Annotated in this window: 23 protein-coding genes, 4 tRNA genes and 1 pseudogene; 16 read left to right on the forward strand and 12 right to left on the reverse strand. The window is 32.3% G+C overall.

Features of this window, described 5'->3' with window-relative positions; all coding sequences use genetic code 11:
• The first annotated feature begins 233 nt into the window (after window positions 1-233).
• Together ACVEGE_RS02335 and ACVEGE_RS02340 are read left to right on the forward strand one after the other, a co-directional pair.
• Window positions 234-560, forward strand: a complete 327-nt coding sequence (locus ACVEGE_RS02335) for a DMT family transporter (RefSeq protein ID WP_173852951.1) — start codon at window positions 234-236, stop codon at window positions 558-560.
• A 124-nt stretch (window positions 561-684) separates the two neighbouring features.
• Window positions 685-2,388, forward strand: a complete 1,704-nt coding sequence (locus tag ACVEGE_RS02340; RefSeq protein WP_192501657.1) for an amidohydrolase — start codon at window positions 685-687, stop codon at window positions 2,386-2,388.
• Between the two features lie 18 nt (window positions 2,389-2,406).
• Here ACVEGE_RS02340 and ACVEGE_RS02345 read toward each other — a convergent pair whose 3' ends face one another.
• Window positions 2,407-3,243 (reverse strand): alpha/beta hydrolase, encoded by an 837-nt coding sequence (locus ACVEGE_RS02345; RefSeq protein ID WP_173852949.1) that lies wholly within the window; start codon window positions 3,241-3,243, stop codon window positions 2,407-2,409.
• A 137-nt stretch (window positions 3,244-3,380) separates the two neighbouring features.
• On the opposite strand from ACVEGE_RS02345, the gene ACVEGE_RS02350 reads away from it, so the two are divergent.
• The 5 genes from ACVEGE_RS02350 (at window position 3,381) to ACVEGE_RS02370 (ending at window position 6,317) form a co-directional block, all read left to right on the forward strand.
• Window positions 3,381-3,929, forward strand: a complete 549-nt coding sequence (locus ACVEGE_RS02350) for an RBBP9/YdeN family alpha/beta hydrolase (RefSeq protein ID WP_192501656.1) — start codon at window positions 3,381-3,383, stop codon at window positions 3,927-3,929.
• A 480-nt stretch (window positions 3,930-4,409) separates the two neighbouring features.
• Window positions 4,410-5,177, forward strand: a complete 768-nt coding sequence (locus tag ACVEGE_RS02355) for a COG4705 family protein (RefSeq protein ID WP_173856285.1) — start codon at window positions 4,410-4,412, stop codon at window positions 5,175-5,177.
• Entirely contained in the window at window positions 5,140-5,547 is a 408-nt protein-coding gene (locus ACVEGE_RS02360; protein ID WP_192501655.1) for a DUF1003 domain-containing protein, read from the forward strand. The genes ACVEGE_RS02355 and ACVEGE_RS02360 overlap by 38 nt, the downstream gene beginning before the upstream one ends.
• Window positions 5,548-5,717: 170 nt before the next feature.
• The gene (locus tag ACVEGE_RS02365; RefSeq protein ID WP_192501654.1) at window positions 5,718-6,005 is read left to right on the forward strand and encodes a rhodanese-like domain-containing protein; all 288 of its coding nucleotides are present in this window, start codon (window positions 5,718-5,720) and stop codon (window positions 6,003-6,005) included.
• Window positions 6,006-6,317, forward strand: coding sequence for a rhodanese-like domain-containing protein (locus ACVEGE_RS02370; protein ID WP_173852944.1), 312 nt, complete (start codon window positions 6,006-6,008; stop codon window positions 6,315-6,317).
• Window positions 6,318-6,463: 146 nt separating this feature from the next.
• Here the strand turns inward: ACVEGE_RS02370 and ACVEGE_RS02375 are convergent, their stop codons facing one another.
• The 3 genes from ACVEGE_RS02375 to ACVEGE_RS02385 form a co-directional block, all read right to left on the reverse strand.
• A complete protein-coding gene (locus ACVEGE_RS02375; RefSeq protein WP_192501653.1) occupies window positions 6,464-7,558 on the reverse strand; it encodes an alkene reductase in 1,095 nt (364 codons plus the stop codon).
• Between the two features lie 20 nt (window positions 7,559-7,578).
• Window positions 7,579-8,094: a hypothetical protein gene (locus ACVEGE_RS02380; RefSeq protein ID WP_173852942.1), complete on the reverse strand. Its 516-nt coding sequence runs from the start codon at window positions 8,092-8,094 to the stop codon at window positions 7,579-7,581.
• A 103-nt stretch (window positions 8,095-8,197) separates the two neighbouring features.
• Entirely contained in the window at window positions 8,198-8,779 is a 582-nt protein-coding gene (locus ACVEGE_RS02385; protein ID WP_173852941.1) for a Crp/Fnr family transcriptional regulator, read from the reverse strand.
• A 198-nt stretch (window positions 8,780-8,977) separates the two neighbouring features.
• Here ACVEGE_RS02385 and ACVEGE_RS02390 point away from each other — a divergent pair, with 198 nt between their 5' ends.
• Together ACVEGE_RS02390 and ACVEGE_RS02395 are read left to right on the forward strand one after the other, a co-directional pair.
• The gene (locus tag ACVEGE_RS02390; protein WP_173856281.1) at window positions 8,978-9,826 is read left to right on the forward strand and encodes a transketolase; all 849 of its coding nucleotides are present in this window, start codon (window positions 8,978-8,980) and stop codon (window positions 9,824-9,826) included.
• Window positions 9,827-9,912: 86 nt separating this feature from the next.
• Window positions 9,913-10,866: a transketolase family protein gene (locus ACVEGE_RS02395; RefSeq protein WP_173852939.1), complete on the forward strand. Its 954-nt coding sequence runs from the start codon at window positions 9,913-9,915 to the stop codon at window positions 10,864-10,866.
• A 138-nt stretch (window positions 10,867-11,004) separates the two neighbouring features.
• Here ACVEGE_RS02395 and ACVEGE_RS02400 read toward each other — a convergent pair whose 3' ends face one another.
• Together ACVEGE_RS02400 and ACVEGE_RS02405 are read right to left on the reverse strand one after the other, a co-directional pair.
• Window positions 11,005-11,901: a hypothetical protein gene (locus ACVEGE_RS02400; protein WP_192501652.1), complete on the reverse strand. Its 897-nt coding sequence runs from the start codon at window positions 11,899-11,901 to the stop codon at window positions 11,005-11,007.
• A gap of 345 nt (window positions 11,902-12,246) precedes the next feature.
• Window positions 12,247-13,242, reverse strand: a complete 996-nt coding sequence (locus ACVEGE_RS02405; RefSeq protein WP_192501651.1) for an FKBP-type peptidyl-prolyl cis-trans isomerase — start codon at window positions 13,240-13,242, stop codon at window positions 12,247-12,249.
• Between the two features lie 78 nt (window positions 13,243-13,320).
• Between ACVEGE_RS02405 and ACVEGE_RS02410 the strand changes: the two genes are divergently transcribed.
• Window positions 13,321-13,707: an RNA-binding S4 domain-containing protein gene (locus ACVEGE_RS02410; protein ID WP_173852937.1), complete on the forward strand. Its 387-nt coding sequence runs from the start codon at window positions 13,321-13,323 to the stop codon at window positions 13,705-13,707.
• A gap of 67 nt (window positions 13,708-13,774) precedes the next feature.
• Window positions 13,775-14,275 (forward strand): phosphoribosyltransferase domain-containing protein, encoded by a 501-nt coding sequence (locus ACVEGE_RS02415; protein ID WP_173857638.1) that lies wholly within the window; start codon window positions 13,775-13,777, stop codon window positions 14,273-14,275.
• On the opposite strand, the gene ACVEGE_RS02420 is transcribed toward ACVEGE_RS02415, so the two are convergent.
• Window positions 14,267-14,785, reverse strand: coding sequence for a shikimate kinase (locus ACVEGE_RS02420; protein ID WP_173857639.1), 519 nt, complete (start codon window positions 14,783-14,785; stop codon window positions 14,267-14,269). The genes ACVEGE_RS02415 and ACVEGE_RS02420 overlap by 9 nt on opposite strands.
• Window positions 14,786-14,913: 128 nt before the next feature.
• On the opposite strand from ACVEGE_RS02420, the gene ACVEGE_RS02425 reads away from it, so the two are divergent.
• The 4 genes from ACVEGE_RS02425 (at window position 14,914) to ACVEGE_RS02440 (ending at window position 15,358) form a co-directional block, all read left to right on the forward strand.
• Window positions 14,914-14,986: transfer RNA gene (locus ACVEGE_RS02425), tRNA-Lys, on the forward strand.
• Window positions 14,987-15,022: 36 nt separating this feature from the next.
• Window positions 15,023-15,095: transfer RNA gene (locus ACVEGE_RS02430), tRNA-Lys, on the forward strand.
• A gap of 43 nt (window positions 15,096-15,138) precedes the next feature.
• A tRNA-Leu gene (locus tag ACVEGE_RS02435) sits at window positions 15,139-15,221 on the forward strand.
• Window positions 15,222-15,285: 64 nt separating this feature from the next.
• Window positions 15,286-15,358, forward strand: a tRNA-Lys gene (locus tag ACVEGE_RS02440).
• Between the two features lie 111 nt (window positions 15,359-15,469).
• On the opposite strand, the pseudogene ACVEGE_RS02445 reads toward ACVEGE_RS02440, so the two are convergent.
• From ACVEGE_RS02445 to ACVEGE_RS02465, 5 genes and pseudogenes are all read right to left on the reverse strand, one after another.
• A pseudogene (locus tag ACVEGE_RS02445) lies at window positions 15,470-15,571 on the reverse strand (ISAon1 family transposase); the annotation flags it as partial.
• Between the two features lie 48 nt (window positions 15,572-15,619).
• A complete protein-coding gene (locus tag ACVEGE_RS02450) occupies window positions 15,620-16,603 on the reverse strand; it encodes an ISAon1 family transposase (RefSeq protein WP_192501650.1) in 984 nt (327 codons plus the stop codon).
• Window positions 16,587-16,949 (reverse strand): ISAon1 family transposase N-terminal region protein, encoded by a 363-nt coding sequence (locus ACVEGE_RS02455; RefSeq protein ID WP_458008540.1) that lies wholly within the window; start codon window positions 16,947-16,949, stop codon window positions 16,587-16,589. Before ACVEGE_RS02455 ends, ACVEGE_RS02450 begins: the two co-directional genes overlap by 17 nt.
• Before the next feature lie 56 nt (window positions 16,950-17,005).
• Window positions 17,006-17,893 carry an ISAon1 family transposase gene (locus tag ACVEGE_RS02460; RefSeq protein WP_458008647.1) on the reverse strand — a complete coding sequence of 296 codons (888 nt, stop codon included), beginning with the start codon at window positions 17,891-17,893 and terminating at the stop codon, window positions 17,006-17,008.
• The gene (locus tag ACVEGE_RS02465; protein ID WP_458008540.1) at window positions 17,877-18,239 is read right to left on the reverse strand and encodes an ISAon1 family transposase N-terminal region protein; all 363 of its coding nucleotides are present in this window, start codon (window positions 18,237-18,239) and stop codon (window positions 17,877-17,879) included. Before ACVEGE_RS02465 ends, ACVEGE_RS02460 begins: the two co-directional genes overlap by 17 nt.
• Before the next feature lie 417 nt (window positions 18,240-18,656).
• On the opposite strand from ACVEGE_RS02465, the gene ACVEGE_RS02470 reads away from it, so the two are divergent.
• Window positions 18,657-21,530 (forward strand): helix-turn-helix and ligand-binding sensor domain-containing protein, encoded by a 2,874-nt coding sequence (locus ACVEGE_RS02470; protein ID WP_225738198.1) that lies wholly within the window; start codon window positions 18,657-18,659, stop codon window positions 21,528-21,530.
• Window positions 21,531-21,893 lie beyond the last annotated feature (363 nt).

The raw sequence follows: 21,893 nt of genomic DNA on the forward strand, positions 1-21,893 counted from the left end.
AAATGCTTTCCTCCTTTTCTATATAGGTATACCAAAATGGAAATTTTCATTTTAGCATTTACAAAATACTATTTCCTATTTGAGGTTTCTATTAAGTCTTAATTTTGAAGCAAACCAATTTGTGAAACATACTATAGAAACTGCTACAGAAGAATTAAAATAGAAAAAATTGTGCTAGTAATAAAATTCAATACTAAAAAAAGTGCGCTACCTTTGTAAAAAAGGATGAAATTATGAACTGGATTATTTTAATTATTGCGGGCTTGTTTGAAGTTGGCTTTGCATTTTGTCTTGGTAAAGCTAAAGAAACTTCTGGAACCGAATCTAACTTGTGGTATTTTGGATTTTTAGTCGCTCTAATAATGAGTATGACCTTGTTAATAAAAGCAACACAAGCCTTGCCTCTTGGTACGGCGTATGTAGTATGGACGGGAGTTGGTGCTGTAGGAACGGTACTCGTAGGAATCTTCTTTTTTAAGGATCCAATCACTTTTTGGCGATTATTTTTCTTAACTACCCTAATTAGCTCGATTATTGGACTTAAATTTGTAGCTCATTAAGTTATCCTAATGTGCTTTTGCAAAAGCAAATAGCTGTATTTTATTTATAGCTAAAGTTAGAATAAAACTCCCATAGAGACAACAAATTAACACGACCAAACCAAGCTAATAAAAAACAAGATATATGCATTTTAAAATTAATAAAACTTTTCTACTATTTCCATTTTTAACCTTATTATTACTGTTATCTTCCTGTAAAGAAAAAACTAAAAAAGCCGACTTAATTATTACTAATGCCGTTATATGGACTGGAAATCCTAATCAAAAGGAAGTGCAAGCCATGGCTATTTCTGGTGATGCTGTTTTAGCTTTAGGTACAAATCAGGAAATGAATGAACTTAGAGGTAAAAAAACTAAAATGGTTGATGCCCGAGGAAATTTTATAACTCCTGGATTTATTGATTCGCACGTACATTTATTACAAGGAGGAAATAGTTTATTAAGTGTCATGTTGAGAGATGCTAAAACTCCTGCCGAATTTACAAAACGTATTGCTGATTTCACTGAAAAACTAGCTCCTGGAGAATGGATTCTAGAAGGAAACTGGGATCACACTTTATGGGGAGGTGCACTTCCTGTAAAAGAATGGATCGATAAATATACTCTTGATAACCCCGTTGTTGTTTACCGCCTTGATGGGCACATGCTATTGGCAAATTCGGCTGCATTGAAATACGCCGGAATTGATAAAAACACTCGTGACGTACCCGAAGGAGAAATTGTAAGAGACAAAAATGGGAATCCTACTGGAATATTAAAAGGAAATGCCATGCTATTGATGCAGGATAAAATACCTGAATTAACACAGCTACAAAAAACAAATGCTTTGAAAGCTGCCATGGTGTATTTTGCAGCAAACGGTGTAACATCAGTACACGATTTAGATAGTTTATCGAGTTATAAAACGGCAAAAAAACAAGAAAAAAAACATGATTTAACTTTACGCATCTATGGTGCCAGACCGTTAAATAAATGGATTGAAATTGCCGACACTGATTTGCAAAATGACAAATGGTTAAAAAGAGGACTTCTTAAAGGTTTTGTTGATGGTACTTTAGGCTCTCATACTGCTGCTTTTAATGCTGATTATACTGATAAAGCTAATGACAAAGGCTTCTTGATTACAGATCAAAAGAAATTGTCGGAATGGATTTTTAGTGCTGATAAAGCAAATCTAAACATAACTGTACATGCTATTGGCGATCATGCCATACATACTATTCTAACTATTTATGAAGATTTAATTACTAAAAACGGTAAAAAAGACCGTAGACTTAGAGTAGAGCACGCCCAACATATTGCTCCTGAAGACATGCGCAAGTTTGCTGAATTAGGAATAATTGCTAGCGTACAACCTTACCACGCAATTGACGATGGTAGATGGGCAGAAAAGTTAATAGGACCTGAAAGAATTAAAACGACTTATGCTTTTAAATCTTTGCTAGATGCAAAAACTAAAGTGGTTTTTGGTAGCGACTGGCCTGTTGCACCTACATCTCCTTTATTAGGTATTTATGCTGCTGTTACCCGAAGAACATTAGATGGCAAAAATCCAAATGGATGGATTCCAGAACAAAAAATCACAGTAGAACAAGCACTAAATGCCTATACCAAAGATGCAGCATACGCATCATTTGACGAAAAAGTAAAAGGGACTTTAGAACCTGGAAAATTAGCCGACTTTGTAATCATCAATGGTGACTTAACTAAAATAGATCCTGTAAAAATAAAAGACCTAAGCGTTTTAATGACTTATGTAGGTGGTAAAAAAGTATATGATAGTAGCAAGAAAAAACCAAGAACCGTTACTATTAAAGTGAAACGATAGCAACGATTCCTTATAAATCTACTTTTTATTTTTATCAATAAAGTTAATTACCTCATCAAATCTATTACTACAAGGCCAGAAATACTGCGTAACCATAGGAACGTGTTTTTTATTTAAATGAATTAAATTAACCTCAGGTTGCAATGGTTTTAATGCTTCTAAAAAACGATTGTTAGCTGTAATTATTGAAGAATAAGTTTTATCACCTAAGTAGATTAAAAAAGGCGGTGTGTTTTTATCTAAAAAATAAATAGGCGAAGCGTCTTTCCAGTTTTCAGGACTATTAGTCCAAGTAGCCAAATAATCTTCTTTTACTGTTGGTGGGTTTTCCTCTAGATAATTTTTCATATCTAGTCCTGCTGCATCGTTCAAAATAATTCCAGAGATCGATTTAGGATCGATTCCGTATTTAGGATTCATTACTGCAAGTGCGGCAAGATGTCCTCCTGCAGAATGTCCCGTAATAAAGAGTTGCTTTGGATTTCCTTTATACTGGCTAATATTTTTTTGTGTCCATTTGATTGCTGCAGCAACTTCCTTGGTCATTTCGTCATAACTTACTGCTGGACTCAAAGTATAATCAGGAATTACGGTAATCACACCTTTTTTAGCAAAATTTCTTCCTAGAAGATTATAGGTGTCTTTATTGCCGCTATTCCAGTTTCCGCCATGAACAAAAATTAGAACAGCTGCGTCCTCTTTAATATTCTTTGGAACAAAAATATTTAATTTAGGCAAACTAGTTTCTTTAGCGATTGAAGTCGTTAAATAAGTGGTGTCTTTTATTTTTTTTGAGCTGCAACCTCCTAGGAAAAGAGTGCTCATTATAATTAGTGAAGCTATTGTGTAACGCATTTTTTTATCAAATATATCAATTATCAAACAGACCAATAAATATGCGCTTTAAAATTATATAAGTATTAACAACTGTTTCAACTGCGCATCTTATTGCTTAGTTTTGTAATACTATTACTTACTTTAAAAATCCTTTTATGAAATATACAATCTTAATTGTGCCTGGATTAGGAGATTCTGGAGCAGAACATTGGCAAAGCTATTGGTTAAACCAAATTGAAAATTCAGAGAAATTAATTCAAAACGAATGGAACAAACCCCAGCTTCAACATTGGCTCATTGCTTTAGAATCTAAAATTGCAGCTATAGATGGTAATATTATTATTGTTGCGCATAGCCTAGGAACTATTTTAGTAAATCACTGGACGGCGAAGAACTATAATAAAAAAGTGATTGGTGCGATGCTCGTAGCTCCAGCCGATGTAGATTCAGAAGCGCATACACCTGAAGAAACATGGAATTTTGCTCCTATTCCTGTGGCTATTTTACCGTACGCATCTGTAGTGGTTACAACGGATAACGATCCCTATATTGCTGTTGAAAAAGCAATGGATTTAGCTCAAAAATGGGGAAGTGATTTTGTAAATGTAGGTACAAAAGGGCATTTAAACACCGCATCAAAATTGAAAAACTGGGCTGAAGGACAGGATATTTTACAAACATTGATTAATAAAATAAGTCAATAACTAAAAAAACAGCCTTAACAATAAAGTTAAGACTGTTGTTTATGATTAATTAAGGGAAAATTAATCTTTGTACTAATTAACAAACAAAATCAAAATAATGAAAACAATTTGTCAGTTCTGTATTTTTTCAAAGTGTTGCTAAACGATTTAGCCTTATCTCAAGATATTGCATTTACAGATACACTTATTTTACTGACCTTTTTTAAAACTTAACATAATAACCAATTACAATAAATACCTTATTTTTATATCCCTTATTGCTAACTATACAACAAAGATACAGTAAGACTTGAGTTCAATTATAATGAAATCGCTCAGCTCCCTTTTTAATACCGATGAATGGTAATAATATATAGATGAATGATAAAAACAACATCTTAATCAAACTTTAATTTACTGTATTACTGTTTCCACTACATTTGATAGGTATATTTTGAACACATTCTTTTTTAGATAATAAATTCAAAACTCCTATTATCAATGGAAAAAATAAACAAAGTAGCTAAAGTAACCTTGTTATTTTGGTTAATGAAAATCGTAGCAACTACACTAGGCGAAACTTTAGGTGATTATATTGCGCAAACCTTAAATTTAGGATACACCGTAGCATTACTCATAACAATCGCCTTTTTTCTAGTCGTATTGACGATGCAATTGAACACAAAAAAGTACATCCCTACCTATTTCTGGTTAGTAATTATTGCCACAACTACTTTAGGCACTGAAATTTCTGACTATATAGATCGCACGCTTAAACTAGGGTATACATTAGGTACCTTATTATTATTAAGTGGTTTGCTGATTACGTTATTGCTTTGGTATACAAAATATAAAAACCTCATTGTTTACCCCATTTTAGATAAAAATAAAGAAGGCTACTATTGGATTGCCATTCTTTTCTCGAATAGTTTAGGAACTGCTTTTGGCGATTATCTAAGTGACAACTTGGGATTGAGCTATCTAAACGGTGCTTTTGTAACTGCCACAATGATCGTTATTGTTACCTTATTGCATTATACAACTAAGATCAATCAAGTAGTTCTTTTTTGGATTGCTTTCATTTTCACAAGACCTTTTGGTGCAACTTTTGGTGATTTTTTAACCAAGCCAATTGCAAAAGGGGGCTTGGATTTAGGAACTTTAAATGCGAGTATATTATCATTGTTGTTAATGATTACATTTGTGGTATTATCACATAAAAAACAACATCATGTTAAAAGGGAAAAACTGGCATCAAAAACACCATGATAATTTAGACTACGGAAGCCGAATAGCTGATTCCGTAGCGAAAGGAATGGGATCTTGGAAATTTATAATCATACAAACCATCTTAGTTTTTTTCTGGATGGGACTTAATTTAGTTGCCTTTGTACAGCACTGGGATGTGTATCCTTTTATTTTATTGAATTTACTTTTTTCAACACAAGCAGCTTATGCAGCGCCTATAATTATGATGTCTCAAAACAGACAAAACGAAAGAGACCGCGTACAAGCGCAAGCAGATTACCAAACAAATATTGATGCAAAATTAGAAATTGAAGCACTATCAGCAAAATTGAATAGTATTGAAATCGAAAAATTAGACAAAATTATTAAACTGCTAGAAGAAATAAAATAAACATTCAGAATTTTTATAATCTAAAAAGCACCATTTTTATAGTTGTGTAACAAATGTTACTGTGAAACCTTTTTTGATACTTTACTTTTGTACCTAATGAAACCAATGATCGTATTGGTATAAAATACGTCCATTTCGCTTTAAGCAAAAATAACATTAAAATTATAACTATGAAACTAGAAGAAATCATAAAACAAAATTTAGGAACAATTGTAGATGTTCGCTCGCATGCTGAATTTATGGGCGGTAGTGTTCCTGATGCAATAAACATTGCATTGAACGAACTACCAGAGCGACTTGAAGAAATTAAAGAACTTAAAACACCTTTAGTTTTATGTTGCGCTTCAGGAAACAGAAGCGGACAAGCACAGCACTTTCTTTCTCAAAACGGAATAGAATGTTACAACGGAGGCTCCTGGTTAGACGTTAATTATTACAAATCTCAAGCAACAGAATAAATGATAGCATTCTTAAAAAAAATATTCGGAATTGGTCCTGCGGTAAATTTTAGTGAATTAGTAAAGCAAGGCGCAGTGATAGTAGATGTTCGTTCCCCTGCAGAATATAAACAAGGTCATGTAAAAGGAGCCATTAACTTACCACTTAACGAACTAAGTAAACATTTATCAAAATTAAAAAAAGACGCTACAATTATTACCTGTTGCGCATCAGGAATGCGAAGCGCATCGGCTAAAAGTATTTTAAAAACAAACGGCTATACTACTGTCTACAATGGCGGAGGCTGGAGTAGCTTACAAAATAAACTATAATTTTTTAGTCTAAAAAATAAAAAGCCCCATTTAATTTGGGGCTTTTTTTTATACTTAATGAGATTTAAACATTCAAACGAGTACTGCATTGCATCACTAGCAATCGTTTTAAAAATAAATCTCATTCACAAATTAAATTTTAATTATTAGGCCTCCATTTTTGGGTAGTCATTATACCCTTTTTCTGTAAAAGTGTAAAAAGTACTTGGATCAGGCGTATTTAAAGGCGCATTTTTTTCAAAACGAGCTACTAAATCAGGATTTGCAATAAAAGGCACTCCGTAAGCAACCATATCAGCATAACCATCTTCAATAATTTTATTCCCTGTTTCTTTAGTAAATCCTTTGTTGATCATTAACAACCCTTTATAAATAGGTCTAAAATGTTTTGCTATTTCAGTTACTGCATAAGGAACTTCACTTACATCAGTAAAAGGTTCCGTTAAGTGAACATAAGCTAAGCCATAGTCATTTAACCTATTCACAATATATTCATGTGTGTCAATAGTGTCTTTATCTACTGTCATTCCTTGAACTCCATGCATTGACGGATTTAAACGCACACCTACTCTAGAATAATTGATAACGTCTTTTAAAGCATCTAAAGTTTCGAATAAAATACGGGCTTTGTTTTCAATACTTCCACCATATTCATCAGTACGCGCATTAGAACATCCGTTAAAAAATTGATGAAATAAATACCCATTGGCAGCATGCAATTCTATTCCGTCAAAACCAGCTTCTACAGCATTTTTAGCACTGTTTTTAAAATCGATAATTGTTGCTTTAATTTCACCCACAGTCATTTCTTTTGGAGTAACGGTATCAATAAAACCACTTGCAACATAGGCTTTAGCTTCAGGATTAATTGCTGATGGTGCGTGAGGCAATTCTCCGTTATGTAGTTCAGGGTGTGATAACCTTCCTGTATGCCATAATTGTACAAAAATCTTTCCGCCTTTATCATGAACTGCATGCGTAACCTGTTTCCAGTTTTCTGTTTGTTCTTTACTATAAATTCCGGGAACATTAATAAAACCAACCGCTTTTTTACTCACTACAGTTCCTTCGGTAATCAATAAACCTGCAGCAGCACGATCAGCATAGTAGATCGCCATTTCTGCTGTAGCCAAGTTACCTTCGTTTCCTGCACGGCTTCTTGTCATTGGGGCCATAGCCATACGGTTGTTGTATTTTGTAGCCTTGAAAGTATACGGTTGTAATAATGTAATTTTACTCATCGTGGTATGTTTTATATTTTTTAATTTATTTGCGAAACGTAGGTTGTAAAACCTATATTTTCAAAAATATGCGAAACAGTGTCTAAGGCATAAGAATCATGTCCTTCTAATAAAAATTCGTTTTCATTATCATCATCACTATTAATATTGATTGCTTCAACAATTCTAGAATGAGGAAAAATAAGATCAAAACTCACCTGATGGTTGATTGACTTAGTAAATTCATCGTCATTTTCCATAATAATGATTGTTTTAGCTGTAGCAACTTTTTTTATTTTTTGCACTACATTAGAATCATTAATACAAAAACCCGAAAGAATAATAATATCAGCTTCCCAACTTGCATTAGTTGCGCATGCCATTTTCTCGATTTTAGCGTAGCGATTTTGAGCTAAGAGTGCTTGATGAATCTCTAAAAGTGCTTTCTCATTATTATCAAATAATAACATTTGGTAGCGGGCAGCAAGTTCGTTTAGAACCGCAAAATTTCTTTTATCTGACGCGCCTATTACGGCAATTGTTTTTATGTTTTGCATTTTTTTGATTTTAATAATGCAAAACTACAACAAGAGCACGCTTACTATACTTGAGGTATAATAAGAAATAGCATTGATCTAAATCAAGTATTTTGAGTAATCTTTATTTGCGAAGATTAATTTGTTTTCGCACTCGGCTCAGTGTTTCTGGGGTTAACCCAAGGTAAGAAGCGATCATGTGCTGTGGTACACGAGCAATGACATCAGGATAGGAAACGGTTAGCTTTATGTATTTTTCCTCAGCCGAAGCATTTAAAGCAGCATTAATTCTAGTTTGTAATGCTATAAATGCGTTTTGTAACAAAATTCTCTGATAACGTTCAAAAACAGGCAACTGAATCATCAACTCTTCTCGAGCGCTATAGGTTAACAATAAAAGTTCAGAATCTTCAATGGCTTCAATCGTATAAGTTGAATTACTTCCTAGTAAGAAACTAGATAAATCGCTAATCCACCATCCTTCAAATGCAAATTGAATGACTTGCTCGTTTCCTTTTTCGTCCGTGGTATAGGAACGCAGTACGCCTTTTTCGATAAAAGCATTGTAAGAGCAAACGTCACCTTCGAGTAATAAAGTTTGTTTTTTACGGAGTTTTTTTGGAATAAAAAAAGTCTTGCATAACTCAAATTCTGCCGCTGTTAAAGATACTTTTTCTCCGATGCTTTTTTCTAATTGTTGATACATTCTTGCAAGATAATAATTCGTCCAAGATTTAAAAAGAGTAGCGTTAAAAAACAACTGTTAAATTGTAGAAATTGTGGTATTTACTCGTCTAGATAGCTCAAAGTAAACCTTAAATTAGCATCACAACAAAATCCAAAATCATTTGTCTTACGCCAAAATAAAAATTACATTTGCAATAGTTTAACTTTTACACACAAAATGAAGCCTAACACACAACAATTAAACGATTTAACTATCCAAGTAAGAAGAGACATTCTTCGAATGGTACATGCCGTAAACTCAGGACATCCTGGAGGTTCACTTGGCTGTACTGAATTTCTAGTAGCTTTATACCAAAACCTTATGGAACGCAAAGAAGGGTTTGATATGGACGGAATAGGAGAAGATTTATTCTTCCTTTCAAACGGACATATCTCTCCAGTATTCTATAGCGTATTAGCACGTTCTGGTTATTTTCCAGTTGCTGAATTAGCTACATTTCGTTTAATCAACTCGAGATTGCAAGGACACCCTACAACTCATGACCATTTACCAGGAGTAAGAATTGCATCAGGTTCACTTGGTCAAGGTATGTCAGTAGGTATTGGTGCTGCTCAAGCAAAAAAATTAAACAATGACAACCATTTAATTTACACACTTCACGGTGATGGTGAATTACAAGAAGGACAAAACTGGGAAGCAATTATGTATGCGTCTGCTAAAAAAGTAGACAATCTTATTGCTACTATTGACCTTAACGGAAAGCAAATTGATGGTTCTACTGATGAGGTTCTACCAATGGGAAGCATCAAAGCTAAATTTGAAGCTTTTGACTGGGACGTTCTTGAAATAACAGAAGGTAACAACATTGAAGCGATTATTGCAGGTATGAACGAAGCAAAATCTAGAACAGGAAAAGGAAAACCAGTTTGTGTATTATTACATACAGAAATGGGGCACGGAGTTGATTATATGATGCACACTCATGCTTGGCATGGTAAAGCACCAAATGATGCACAACTAGAAAATGCATTGACTCAAAACCCAGAAACTTTAGGTGATTACTAAATAATTTTAAATTTTGAATTGTAAATTTTGAATTACCACTCAAAATCTTTCAATTATTAAATTTTTAAATCTTTGAATTTAAAAAAATGAAAAAATATACAAATACAGGAAGTAAAGATACGCGTTCAGGTTTTGGAGCGGGAATGACTGAATTAGGTCAAAAAAACGAAAATGTTGTTGCCCTTTGTGCGGATTTAATTGGATCATTAAAATTTGATGATTTCAAAAAAAATCACCCAGAACGTTTTTTCCAAATTGGAATTGCTGAAGCAAACATGATTGGAATTGCTGCTGGTTTAACTATTGGAGGTAAAATTCCTTTCACTGGTACTTTTGCTAACTTCTCTACAGGAAGAGTTTACGACCAAATTCGTCAATCAGTAGCTTACTCTGATAAAAATGTAAAAATCTGTGCTTCACATGCTGGATTAACATTAGGAGAGGATGGAGCAACACACCAAATTCTTGAAGACATTGGGTTAATGAAAATGCTTCCTGGAATGACTGTAATCAATACTTGTGATTACAATCAAACTAAAGCAGCTACGTTAGCGCTTGCTGATCACCAAGGGCCAGCTTACTTGCGTTTTGGACGTCCAGTTGTACCTAACTTTATGCCTGCAGATGAACCTTTCGTAATTGGGAAAGCAATTTTACTTAGTGAAGGTACAGATGTGACTATTGTTGCTACAGGACACTTAGTTTGGGAAGCATTAATTGCTGCCGAAGCGCTAGAAGCAAAAGGAATCTCTGCTGAGGTTATCAATATCCACACGATCAAACCACTTGACGAAGAAGCAATTTTAAAATCGTTAGCTAAAACTAAATGTATCGTTACTGCCGAAGAGCACAACATACTAGGAGGTCTTGGCGAAAGCGTATCAAGAGTATTAGCCTTAAACCAGCCAGCTCCACAAGAGTTTGTTGCTGTTAATGATAGTTTTGGAGAATCAGGTACTCCTGCTCAATTAATGGACAAATACAAATTAAACAACGAAGCAATTGTTGCAGCTGTTGAAAGAGTTATTGCTCGAAAATAATTCTATTTGTTTACATCATAAATAAAGCCGTTAACTATAAAGTTAACGGCTTTCCTTATTATATCAATGACCTTATTACCATGCAAAACTCACATTTCTATTTCGTGAAACGATTAAGGTAATATATTTTACGAAATCTTAAAACGTCTGAGTCCAATCAAAACCATTTGAAACCATCATTCTAACATTCCCATCCATGTTAAAATCATTACTTTGAAAAGGGCCGCTCATTAAATTTGCCAATAAAATAGTTTGCACACCACTACCTGCATAAGTATAACCACTACTAACTACAGAGACCCATGGCTGTACAAAATTCACATTAAAATATAAATATCTACCAGTAGTATTATCATCCTTATTGGTGCATCTCCAAAATGAGCAAGATCTGTAAGTCATATAAGCTTTTAAATACATTTTTGAAGTTGAATTGCCATTAAGTGCTATTGTTTCATTATAGACTACCATATAATAATTTTTATCATTGGCGGATTTAGAATAAGTAAATGAGCGTCCATTTATATTAGGAATAGTAAGTCTACTGGTTATTTTAGGGACATCTTTTAACTTATTAGCATTAAATACGCTACCATAAATACTTAAATTTTTTTCTAAAATTAATAATTCAGATGTAGTCTTATTTTCATCCTCTGTTTTTAATTCATATAAATTTAACCCATGTAACCAAAGTACTTTTCCCCCTATTTTAACTTTTGACTCTACATTAACAATTGCCTTTAGTGCATCTGAATAAATTATACGATTTTCATCCAATACATCTTCCAATATATCAGAGTTAGAATTCAAAAAACCTACATGACCTTTTTTTGAAATCCAACTTATTCTTTCTTCACCTGATTTCAATTCAGATAATTGTGAATACTCATTGATGAAAGATTTATCATCTTTAAACGATAATAATTTACCCTCCAAAACTGATGATGACGGGTCGCTTGACTGGGCAGCTGAATCAACTTGATCTTGACTGCAAGAAATCAGCAAGGCAGTAACAAAAAAAAATAATAATTTTTTCATTTTTAAAAATTTTATGATTAAGCAGTAAAAATAATACAATAACCAAAAAAAAATTTTAAATTAACATATTTTTAACAAGTAAAAAACTTATTAAAAACATCACATACTACAAATGATACGCCAGATCTGATAACCACTAATAGCACTAGATATAGTGTCAAACCAAAAACATGTAAAACCTTCAAAAATTTTATTTATTTTTATGATACTCTTATTATTTTAATTCCATTATTTTTTACCAAATCTAGCCATCATTTAATTTTAAAAATTAAACAAAATTAGAAGCATAAAAAATCCTATTCACAACAAAATGAATAGGATTAGTACTTCACAAAAAATGTATTATTAATGACAGTTTTTATCAAAATACTTTTTAATTCTCGCAGCATCTGTTGTATTCCCATCACAACTTGGTATACTTGAAAATGGTATAACCACCCCGTCTGCACCAGTAATCTCTATTTTTGTACCGAAACCATCTCCATCATCATCTATATCTAAATAATTAGGAATACCATCTCCATCAGTATCATCAGCATTAACCGCTGGCGTTACAGGGTAATTAATTGTACTTCTAAAATCATACATATATCCATCATTATTCAAATCTTCTAAATAATTAGGAATTCCATCCGCATCAGAATCTAATCGTTGAATTTCATATAATTTAAAACTAAATACTAGTGGCGCATAAGAAGGAATCACCCCCTGCCCTTGTGAGTAATAAGCTAATCCTGAAGGAATAAACATTACACCCGCCCCAAAATCCTGATAACTCACAGATCCATCCGCATTTGCGCTGTATGTTCCAGTTTTAAATTGTGGGAAAATTTCAGGCCACGCCTTAACTCCTCCAGAAATTGTTAATTGATATAAATTAAAAAAAGATTGAGGAAATTTCACCTCTTCGAAAGCAGTTGAAGTTAGTGTTGTCGTGGCGTCTGTGCCAGTAACTTGTTGTAAATACTCTCCTTTATAAGCTGTTAAAACTGCGTCTGTATTTGTTGGAGACTCTCCTACACCTTCATTCAATACTAAATAATATACTTTATAATCTATACCGTGTAAATTAACTGTTCTGAACTTTAGTTCATATTCCGTTTGGTCCCAAATTGATTTTTGAGTTCCTCCATCTGGAATTTTAGTTATTGTTGCATCTAAATCAGCTGAAACACTAACATAATATGTTTTTAAATATTGCTCAATATCATTAATATCAGTCGGGTATTGATCAGCATACTCTCTTGGTGGAGTAAGTTCTACTGAGTCATCACTTTTCGAGCATGAAAATAAAGACAGTGTTGTAATTGATAAAATAAAATAATACTTAAATTTGTTCATTATAGCTGATTTTTAAGTGCGCAAGATACAATATTGATTTATTTTTGTAAACTATTTAACTCTGATTTTAGAATATTTATGAGAATCGATAAATTTTTATGGTGTGTCCGATATTACAAAACCCGAAACATGGTAACTGAGGCTTGTAAAAAGAATCATGTTACTGTAAATGGTATGGTTGCAAAACCGTCAAAAGAGGTTTTTCCTACGGATAAAATCACCTTCCGAAAAGACCAAATAACCCAAATTATAACCGTATTAGACATTCCGGAAAGTCGTGTTGGAGCTAAATTAGTCGATATCTACAGACGAAACGATACTCCAGCAGAAGTATACCAACACTTAGAATTACTTAAATTATCGAAAGATCATTATAGGAAAAACGGTACTGGAAGACCTACTAAAAAAGACCGAAGAGACATTGACGAATTCGGTAACGAAATAAAAACGGACGAGGAGGATTAATTCAAGAGGTATAAGACTCGAAGTGTATAAAATCTCTTGAAATTTAAAATTACTAAACAAAACAATAATGAGCAAAAACATCATTTTAACCAATCAAGAAATTGAGCACAAAATTACCAGAATTGCTTATCAAATTTACGAAACATTTGTAAACGAAAAAGAAGTTGTTCTTGCTGGAATTACTTCTAACGGCTATATTTTTGCTGAGAAAATCGCTGTAGAATTAAACAAAATTTCACCTCTTGAGGTTTTATTATGCGAAGTATACATCAATAAACAAAATCCAGAGCAAGCTATCACGACTTCTTTAGATAAAGAACTTTACACTAATAAAGGCTTAATCCTTATTGATGACGTATTAAATTCAGGTACAACATTAATCTATACTGTAAGGCATTTTTTAGACGTACCCTTAAAAAAATTCAAAACAGCGGTACTTGTAGATCGTAATCACAAGAAGTATCCCGTTAAGGCTGACTTTAAAGGCATCTCTCTTTCTACATCATTATTAGAACATGTACAAGTAGTATTTGATGAAAACAATGAAAGTTATGCTTATTTAAGCTAAAACCGCCTCGATGTCTACTACCGTTTGCTCAATAGTTCTTTCGTCTACAGAAACCACATAAGTAGCCTGATTATAAAAATAGCTTCTTTCAAAAAGATGCATTGCAATAAACTCCTTCATTTGCTCGTCATTCATATGAGCAATAAGGGGTCTTTTGCTTTTATTAGGAGACAGTCTACTAAATAAAGTAGCAATGGATGCTTTTAAATAAATAGCCTCTACATTTTCCCCTTTTAATAACTCATGATTATTTGCATAGCATGGCGTTCCTCCTCCTAAACCAATAATTATCGATTGGTTTAATTGTAATAGCTCAACAAAAGCTTCGTGTTCCATCTTTCTAAATTTGATTTCTCCTAGCTGTTCAAAAATAGCTTTCACTGATAATTTAGCCTTTTCTTCAATATATTCGTCCAAATCTATAAATGGAATCTGTTTTTTTTGAGACAAACTTTTGGCAATAGTTGACTTTCCGCAACCCATATAGCCTAATAGCACAATTTTCTTCATATAATAAATCCCTATAAGTTAGACCGTTATAATTAATTGATAAAAAAAGACAAATTTAAAGCAAAAAACTTTGGAAAACATCAAATAAAGTCCTTATATTTGCACCCGCATTCAAGCAAAGAAATTATGACTCGATAGCTCAGTTGGTAGAGCACATCACTTTTAATGATGGGGTCCTGGGTTCGAGCCCCAGTCGGGTCACAAATTGTGATCAACACATAATTTACTTGAAAGCAAGACTCGATAGCTCAGTTGGTAGAGCACATCACTTTTAATGATGGGGTCCTGGGTTCGAGCCCCAGTCGGGTCACAACATGGTCGAGTAATTCATTACTTGACCATTTTATTTTCACGGCCACGTGGAGAAACGGTAGACTTGCCAGCTTGAGGGGCTGGTGCTCGCAAGGGCGTGTGGGTTCAAATCCCACCGTGGTCACAAATAAAAAAAGAATAAAACACAAAGAGGACAAACCAATTATCCTTTTTTAGAAATACATAATGACTCGATAGCTCAGTTGGTAGAGCACATCACTTTTAATGATGGGGTCCTGGGTTCGAGCCCCAGTCGGGTCACAAAAGGTCAAGTAATTTATTACTTGACCTTTTTTATTTTATACCACTTTTAAGATCTACATAAAACAAGAATTAAATGGATCATAACGAAAACCTGTGGGGAAGTAAAAATTAGGCATATATATTTGTTAGCCTAAAAAGGAAGAACTCGATGTTTCTTACTCCTCTAAATTGAGACCTAAAAGCTTTTATCTTTGCGTTAAAAGATTCTGCAGACGCATTTGTACTGGATCATAACGAAAACCTGTGGGGAAGTAAAAATTAGGCATATATATTTGTTAGCCTAAAAAGGAAGAACTCGATGTTTCTTACTCCTCTAAATTGAGACCTAAAAGCTTTTATCTTTGCGTTAAAAGATTCTGCAGACGCATTTGTACTTCTGTTATCAAAGTAGTTTAGTATTGTTTGATAATGATTCTGTATCGTTCTAGATATTGTATTAAAGGATTTAAATTCTGCTTGATTTACTTTTTCATGCCATTTAGCTAATCTGGTTAGTGCGTATATTTTATCAGTTGTGTTTTCAAAAACATTTCGTAAATCTTGAGCTAATCCGTACGCTTTTTCAATATCGGGGTATAATTCGAATAGCAATTTGGCTCTTTCCGTTTGTTTTTCTGACCATTTTGATTTGTTTTTATACAAGATGTATCGACTTCGGGCTAGTAATTGCTTAATGGTATCTCCATTTGATAAAATTGTAGGTTCGAATTTTTTCTTGTTTTTCTTAGCTTTTTCTATAGCCTCGTTTTCGTGGTCTATTGCTTGCCAACGGTATTTTATTCTTATTTCTTGTAAAGCCTCTGTAGCTAGTTTTTGTACATGAAATCTATCAGTAACTCGTGTTGCATTTGGGAAGCATTTCTTGGCGATTAGACCCATATTTCCTGCCATATCTAAAGTGATTTCAGTGACTAAATTTCGTCGCTTAATTGGGATTTTTTCAATGATTGAAATTACTGTTTCAGCTTTAGTGCCAGCAATCATAGCTACTATAGCTCCTTTTCTTCCTTTTGCAGTTTTGTTTGTCAAAATAGTATAGAGTTCACCATTGGATAGTGAAGTTTCGTCTATAGACAAACGTTTGCCAATATTTTGGGCAAATAGAAGCCATTGTTTAGCATGTGGTTTTTGATCCCAAATTTTAAAATTACTTAAAAAATCCTTGTATTGATGTTGTAGATTTTTTCCTTTAACTCCATAAAAAGAGGCTATGGCATTACAGTCATTAGCCTTGGAATCTATTGATCTCTTTTAAAAAAGACGCAAACTCTTGTGTTACTCGAGTTCCGTCTGCTACTAAATTCCAATCTCTAAATACAACTTTACTAGTGTCTTCATTAAGCCATCTTCTGCGTGTGATATGAAGATAAACCTGATGTCCTCGAATGGGAAAATCTTGAACTGTTATTTCATCAAAGAATCCCTTGGAACTTAGTTTCTCATTACGATATTCTTTAGGGGGGGAATTAATCTCTTTTAAGTATAAATGCAAAACTTCATCTGCTTTCTTGTATGAGGTTAACTCAAAATAGTCAACAATAATTTCGGGTAGTAATAATTTGAGAAGTTCGGTAAAAGAATCTTGCATTTGTATCTTATTTTTAAAAACACAAATATCCCTTTTTTAATATTTCCCCACAACTTTTAGACTTGATCCTTTGTACTTCTGTTATCAAAGTAGTTTAGTATTGTTTGATAATGATTCTGTATCGTTCTAGATATTGTATTAAAGGATTTAAATTCTGCTTGATTTACTTTTTCATGCCATTTAGCTAATCTGGTTAGTGCGTATATTTTATCAGTTGTGTTTTCAAAAACATTTCGTAAATCTTGAGCTAATCCGTACGCTTTTTCAATATCGGGGTATAATTCGAATAGCAATTTGGCTCTTTCCGTTTGTTTTTCTGACCATTTTGATTTGTTTTTATACAAGATGTATCGACTTCGGGCTAGTAATTGCTTAATGGTATCTCCATTTGATAAAATTGTAGGTTCGAATTTTTTCTTGTTTTTCTTAGCTTTTTCTATAGCCTCGTTTTCGTGGTCTATTGCTTGCCAACGGTATTTTATTCTTATTTCTTGTAAAGCCTCTGTAGCTAGTTTTTGTACATGAAATCTATCAGTAACTCGTGTTGCATTTGGGAAGCATTTCTTGGCGATTAGACCCATATTTCCTGCCATATCTAAAGTGATTTCAGTGACTAAATTTCGTCGCTTAATTGGGATTTTTTCAATGATTGAAATTACTGTTTCAGCTTTAGTGCCAGCAATCATAGCTACTATAGCTCCTTTTCTTCCTTTTGCAGTTTTGTTTGTCAAAATAGTATAGAGTTCACCATTGGATAGTGAAGTTTCGTCTATAGACAAACGTTTGCCAATATTTTGGGCAAATAGAAGCCATTGTTTAGCATGTGGTTTTTGATCCCAAATTTTAAAATTACTTAAAAAATCCTTGTATTGATGTTGTAGATTTTTTCCTTTAACTCCATAAAAAGAGGCTATGGCATTACAGTCATTAGCCTTGGAATCTATTGATCTCTTTTAAAAAAGACGCAAACTCTTGTGTTACTCGAGTTCCGTCTGCTACTAAATTCCAATCTCTAAATACAACTTTACTAGTGTCTTCATTAAGCCATCTTCTGCGTGTGATATGAAGATAAACCTGATGTCCTCGAATGGGAAAATCTTGAACTGTTATTTCATCAAAGAATCCCTTGGAACTTAGTTTCTCATTACGATATTCTTTAGGGGGGGAATTAATCTCTTTTAAGTATAAATGCAAAACTTCATCTGCTTTCTTGTATGAGGTTAACTCAAAATAGTCAACAATAATTTCGGGTAGTAATAATTTGAGAAGTTCGGTAAAAGAATCTTGCATTTGTATCTTATTTTTAAAAACACAAATATCCCTTTTTTAATATTTCCCCACAACTTTTAGACTTGATCCAATTAAATTTTAAAAGCGATACAGTCTAACACTATCTTATTTTGAATTTTCAACAAAAAATCATAATCATATCAAATACAATAAAAGAATACGCTACAGAGTTATAATTACATAAATTTAAAAAATTAACACTCCTAAAACATTTTTTTATATTTAAAGCTACAAAATCTATTAAAACACATACTGTTTATTTTATTAAAATAATAGCTCACATATAATCCTTATCCCCCGAATGATTATAAATAATAGTATTACAACCAAGAAATTAGATAACCCACAGCTCTAGACAAAATGATTAAATTTTTATCAAAATTTACAATCCTTATATTACTCTTTGCAAAATTAACAATGAGTTCACAGATTAAAAAAATTGGCGTTCCATTTATAACAAATTACACTTCAAAAACATACAATGCAGCATCGGAAAATTGCGACGTCATTCAAGACAATGAAGGGAAAATGCTTTTTGCTAATCATTTTGGAGTGCTACAGTTTGACGGAGTAAGATGGAACATAGTAATACAAACCAATAATAAAAGCATGGTTCGTTCTCTTGCTATAGACAAGAACAACAAGATATATATAGGAGCGCAAGGAGAATTTGGGTATGCGATTCAACAAGTAAATGGCCAATATAAATACACTTCATTATTAAAATTAGTACCTGAAACTAAAAAAAATTTCGGAGAAGTAATACACACAATTATTAGGGATAATGAAGTAATTTATTTTTCAAGAGAAAAAATATTCATTTACAAAAACAATGAAATAAAAGTATTAGAATCTGACACCAATTTTAATGATTTTTTTGAAGATAAAAAAACCATCTACGTCTCTGACAATAAAAAAGGATTGTTTTTATTAAAAGATGACATGCTTGTATTAATGAAAGATGGTGAGAAATTTGCTGGAATGAAAATTCGGAAAATTTTTAAAAATAAAAACAGCCTAACTATCCTAACCCAGAAAAACGGAATTTATACTTATAAAGACAAACACTTTGAACCTTTTAAGACCGAAGCTGATTTTTTATTAAAAAAAGGACAAATATCAGTTGCTATTTTACTCCCTAATGAATATTACGCCATTGGAACTCGTCAAAAAGGAGTAGTTATTATTGACACATCAGGAAAACTCATACAACATATAAACAAACAAAAAGGACTACAAAACGAATATGTAACTAATCTAAAACTAGACATTGAAGGTAATTTATGGACAACCCTAAAAGAAGGTATTGATCTCATCAAAATCTCAAGCCCCTTATCAAGAATATTAGATACGACAAGCTTTGAAGCTAAAATATATAGTAGCCAAATTTTCAACAAACATCTTTATGTAGCAACTGATAATGGTTTATTTTACTTAGACTGGGAAGCATATAAAAACAAAGAAGACAAAAATACCCATTTTAAACCCATAATCGGAATGTCGGAAAATGTTTGGAATATTGGAGTATACAATAATACACTTCTTGCGTTTGAAAACAACGGAATATTTGAAATAAAAGATAATATTGCTAAACTAGTTTCTAAAACTGACGGCTTCTGGAAAGCAATAATAATACCTGATCACCCAAATATAATAATAGCTGGAGGATACACAGGGCTACATTTATTAAATAGAATAGGTGATTCTTGGGTATATCAAAAAAAGATAAAAGGATTTAACGAAAGCTGTAGAGTAATCGAAATAGATGACAATGAAAATATCTGGATAGCGCATGGCTATAAGGGCATATATAAAATAAAATTAAACAATCTTTTTGACGAGATAGCTAGCGTTAATTTTTACACAAAAAAAGATGGATTCCCTTCTAGTACCTTTTTAAGTACTTTTAAAATTAATAACAAAATAGTATTTGGTACCACAAAAGGTGTTTATAAATATGATAATCTTTCAAAAAAAATGATTTTAGATCCTTTTTTTAAAAAAATATTAGGCAACCAAAATCATGTTCGTTTACTTCAGGCAGATTCAAATCATACTATTTGGTACACAGCTGACGAAAATACCGGAAATATCATTAAAAACAACAACAAGAGTTTTACTGTTGAAGAAATGCCTTTTAAAAAATTAAGATATTTCCAAATTCCAGGTTTCGAAAACATACAAACAACTAAAAGCGGTGATGTGTTTTTTGGAACACAAGGAGGTTTGATTCATTTTAATAAATCTAAAAATAAAAACTACAAATCTAAATACAAATCAGCAATCTCTGAAGTCAAATGTATTTTCCCTACAGAAAGCTTACTATTTTCTAGTACTTACGATGCGGATATAAAAATACCAAAATCTGATAAAAAACCTATTTATCCAATTTTAGAATTCTCAAACAACGCAATAAAATTTTCATTTGCATTATTATGTTATGATGATACAGATGCTACAAAATATGAATATTGGCTTGAAGGTTTTGAACCCAAATGGTCTGAATGGAGTTCAATAACTGAAAAAGAATATACTAATTTACCTGAGAATGAATACATTTTTCATGTTAGAGCAAAAAACATATATGATGTAATTAGTGACGAAACAACTTTTAAATTTCAAATATTACCACCTTTGCATCGAACTAAGTGGGCTTATTTTTCTTATTTTTTACTTTTTAATATTTTAATTTACAGTATAATAAAGTATCAAAAAACAATTGCTAAAAGAGAACGTGAACAATTGATGATCAATCATGAAAAACAAACATTATTGCATCATGCAAAAGCAAAACAACAAAAACTAGCTTTAGAACATCAAAAAATAATTAATAAATGTAAGAATTTAGAAGCTACAATAAATATTAAAAATGCTAAAGTTGCCTCAAACACTGTCAATCTCATCCATTTAAACAAAATACTATTATCGATAAAAGAATTGATTAATAAAGTTAATGTGCATAATGATTTAGATACAAACTTTAGTTTGTTAAAAAAAATCAACCGTATCATAGATTATGAATTGCAAGGAGATCAACAATGGAATGAATTTGAAGAAATTTTCAATCAATTGCACGACAATTTCATACAACGATTAAAGAATAGCTACCCTGAGTTAACGCCACGAGATATGCGTTTATGCGCTTATTTAAGAATGAATTTTAACACCAAAGAAATAGCTCCTCTATTAGGTATTTCAGTAAGAGGGGTTGAGGACACTCGATATAGAATTCGTAAAAAACTACAACTTTCCTCGGATGTAAATATCACAGAATTCATTTTAAACTTTTAGACAAAAACATTAACCTCCAGTATTTACAGCACCTGGCATAGTTTTTTTTCAACACCGTAGTCAAACCGTAGTCCAATTTTAAGCTAAGTAAACTTTGAATATTAATATTGTTAAACCATTAACAAATACCTGCTTGTTGCAGATATAATTATTTCAATTTAATCCTTAAACTTAAAATCATGGAACAAAAAAAATCCTATCAAATCATGATAGAAGAGGCTTCTACCACAAGCACTATATATATGATTTCTTCACAATGTGATTGGTACAATAAGCATTCTCAAACTTGACCGCAAAAAAAGGAATTCAAAGTTATTAAAATCCCGAAATAACTTTTCCTAATCGCACTTTTTAAAAAGTTTA

Source organism: Flavobacterium sp. PL002 (genome assembly GCF_054165825.1).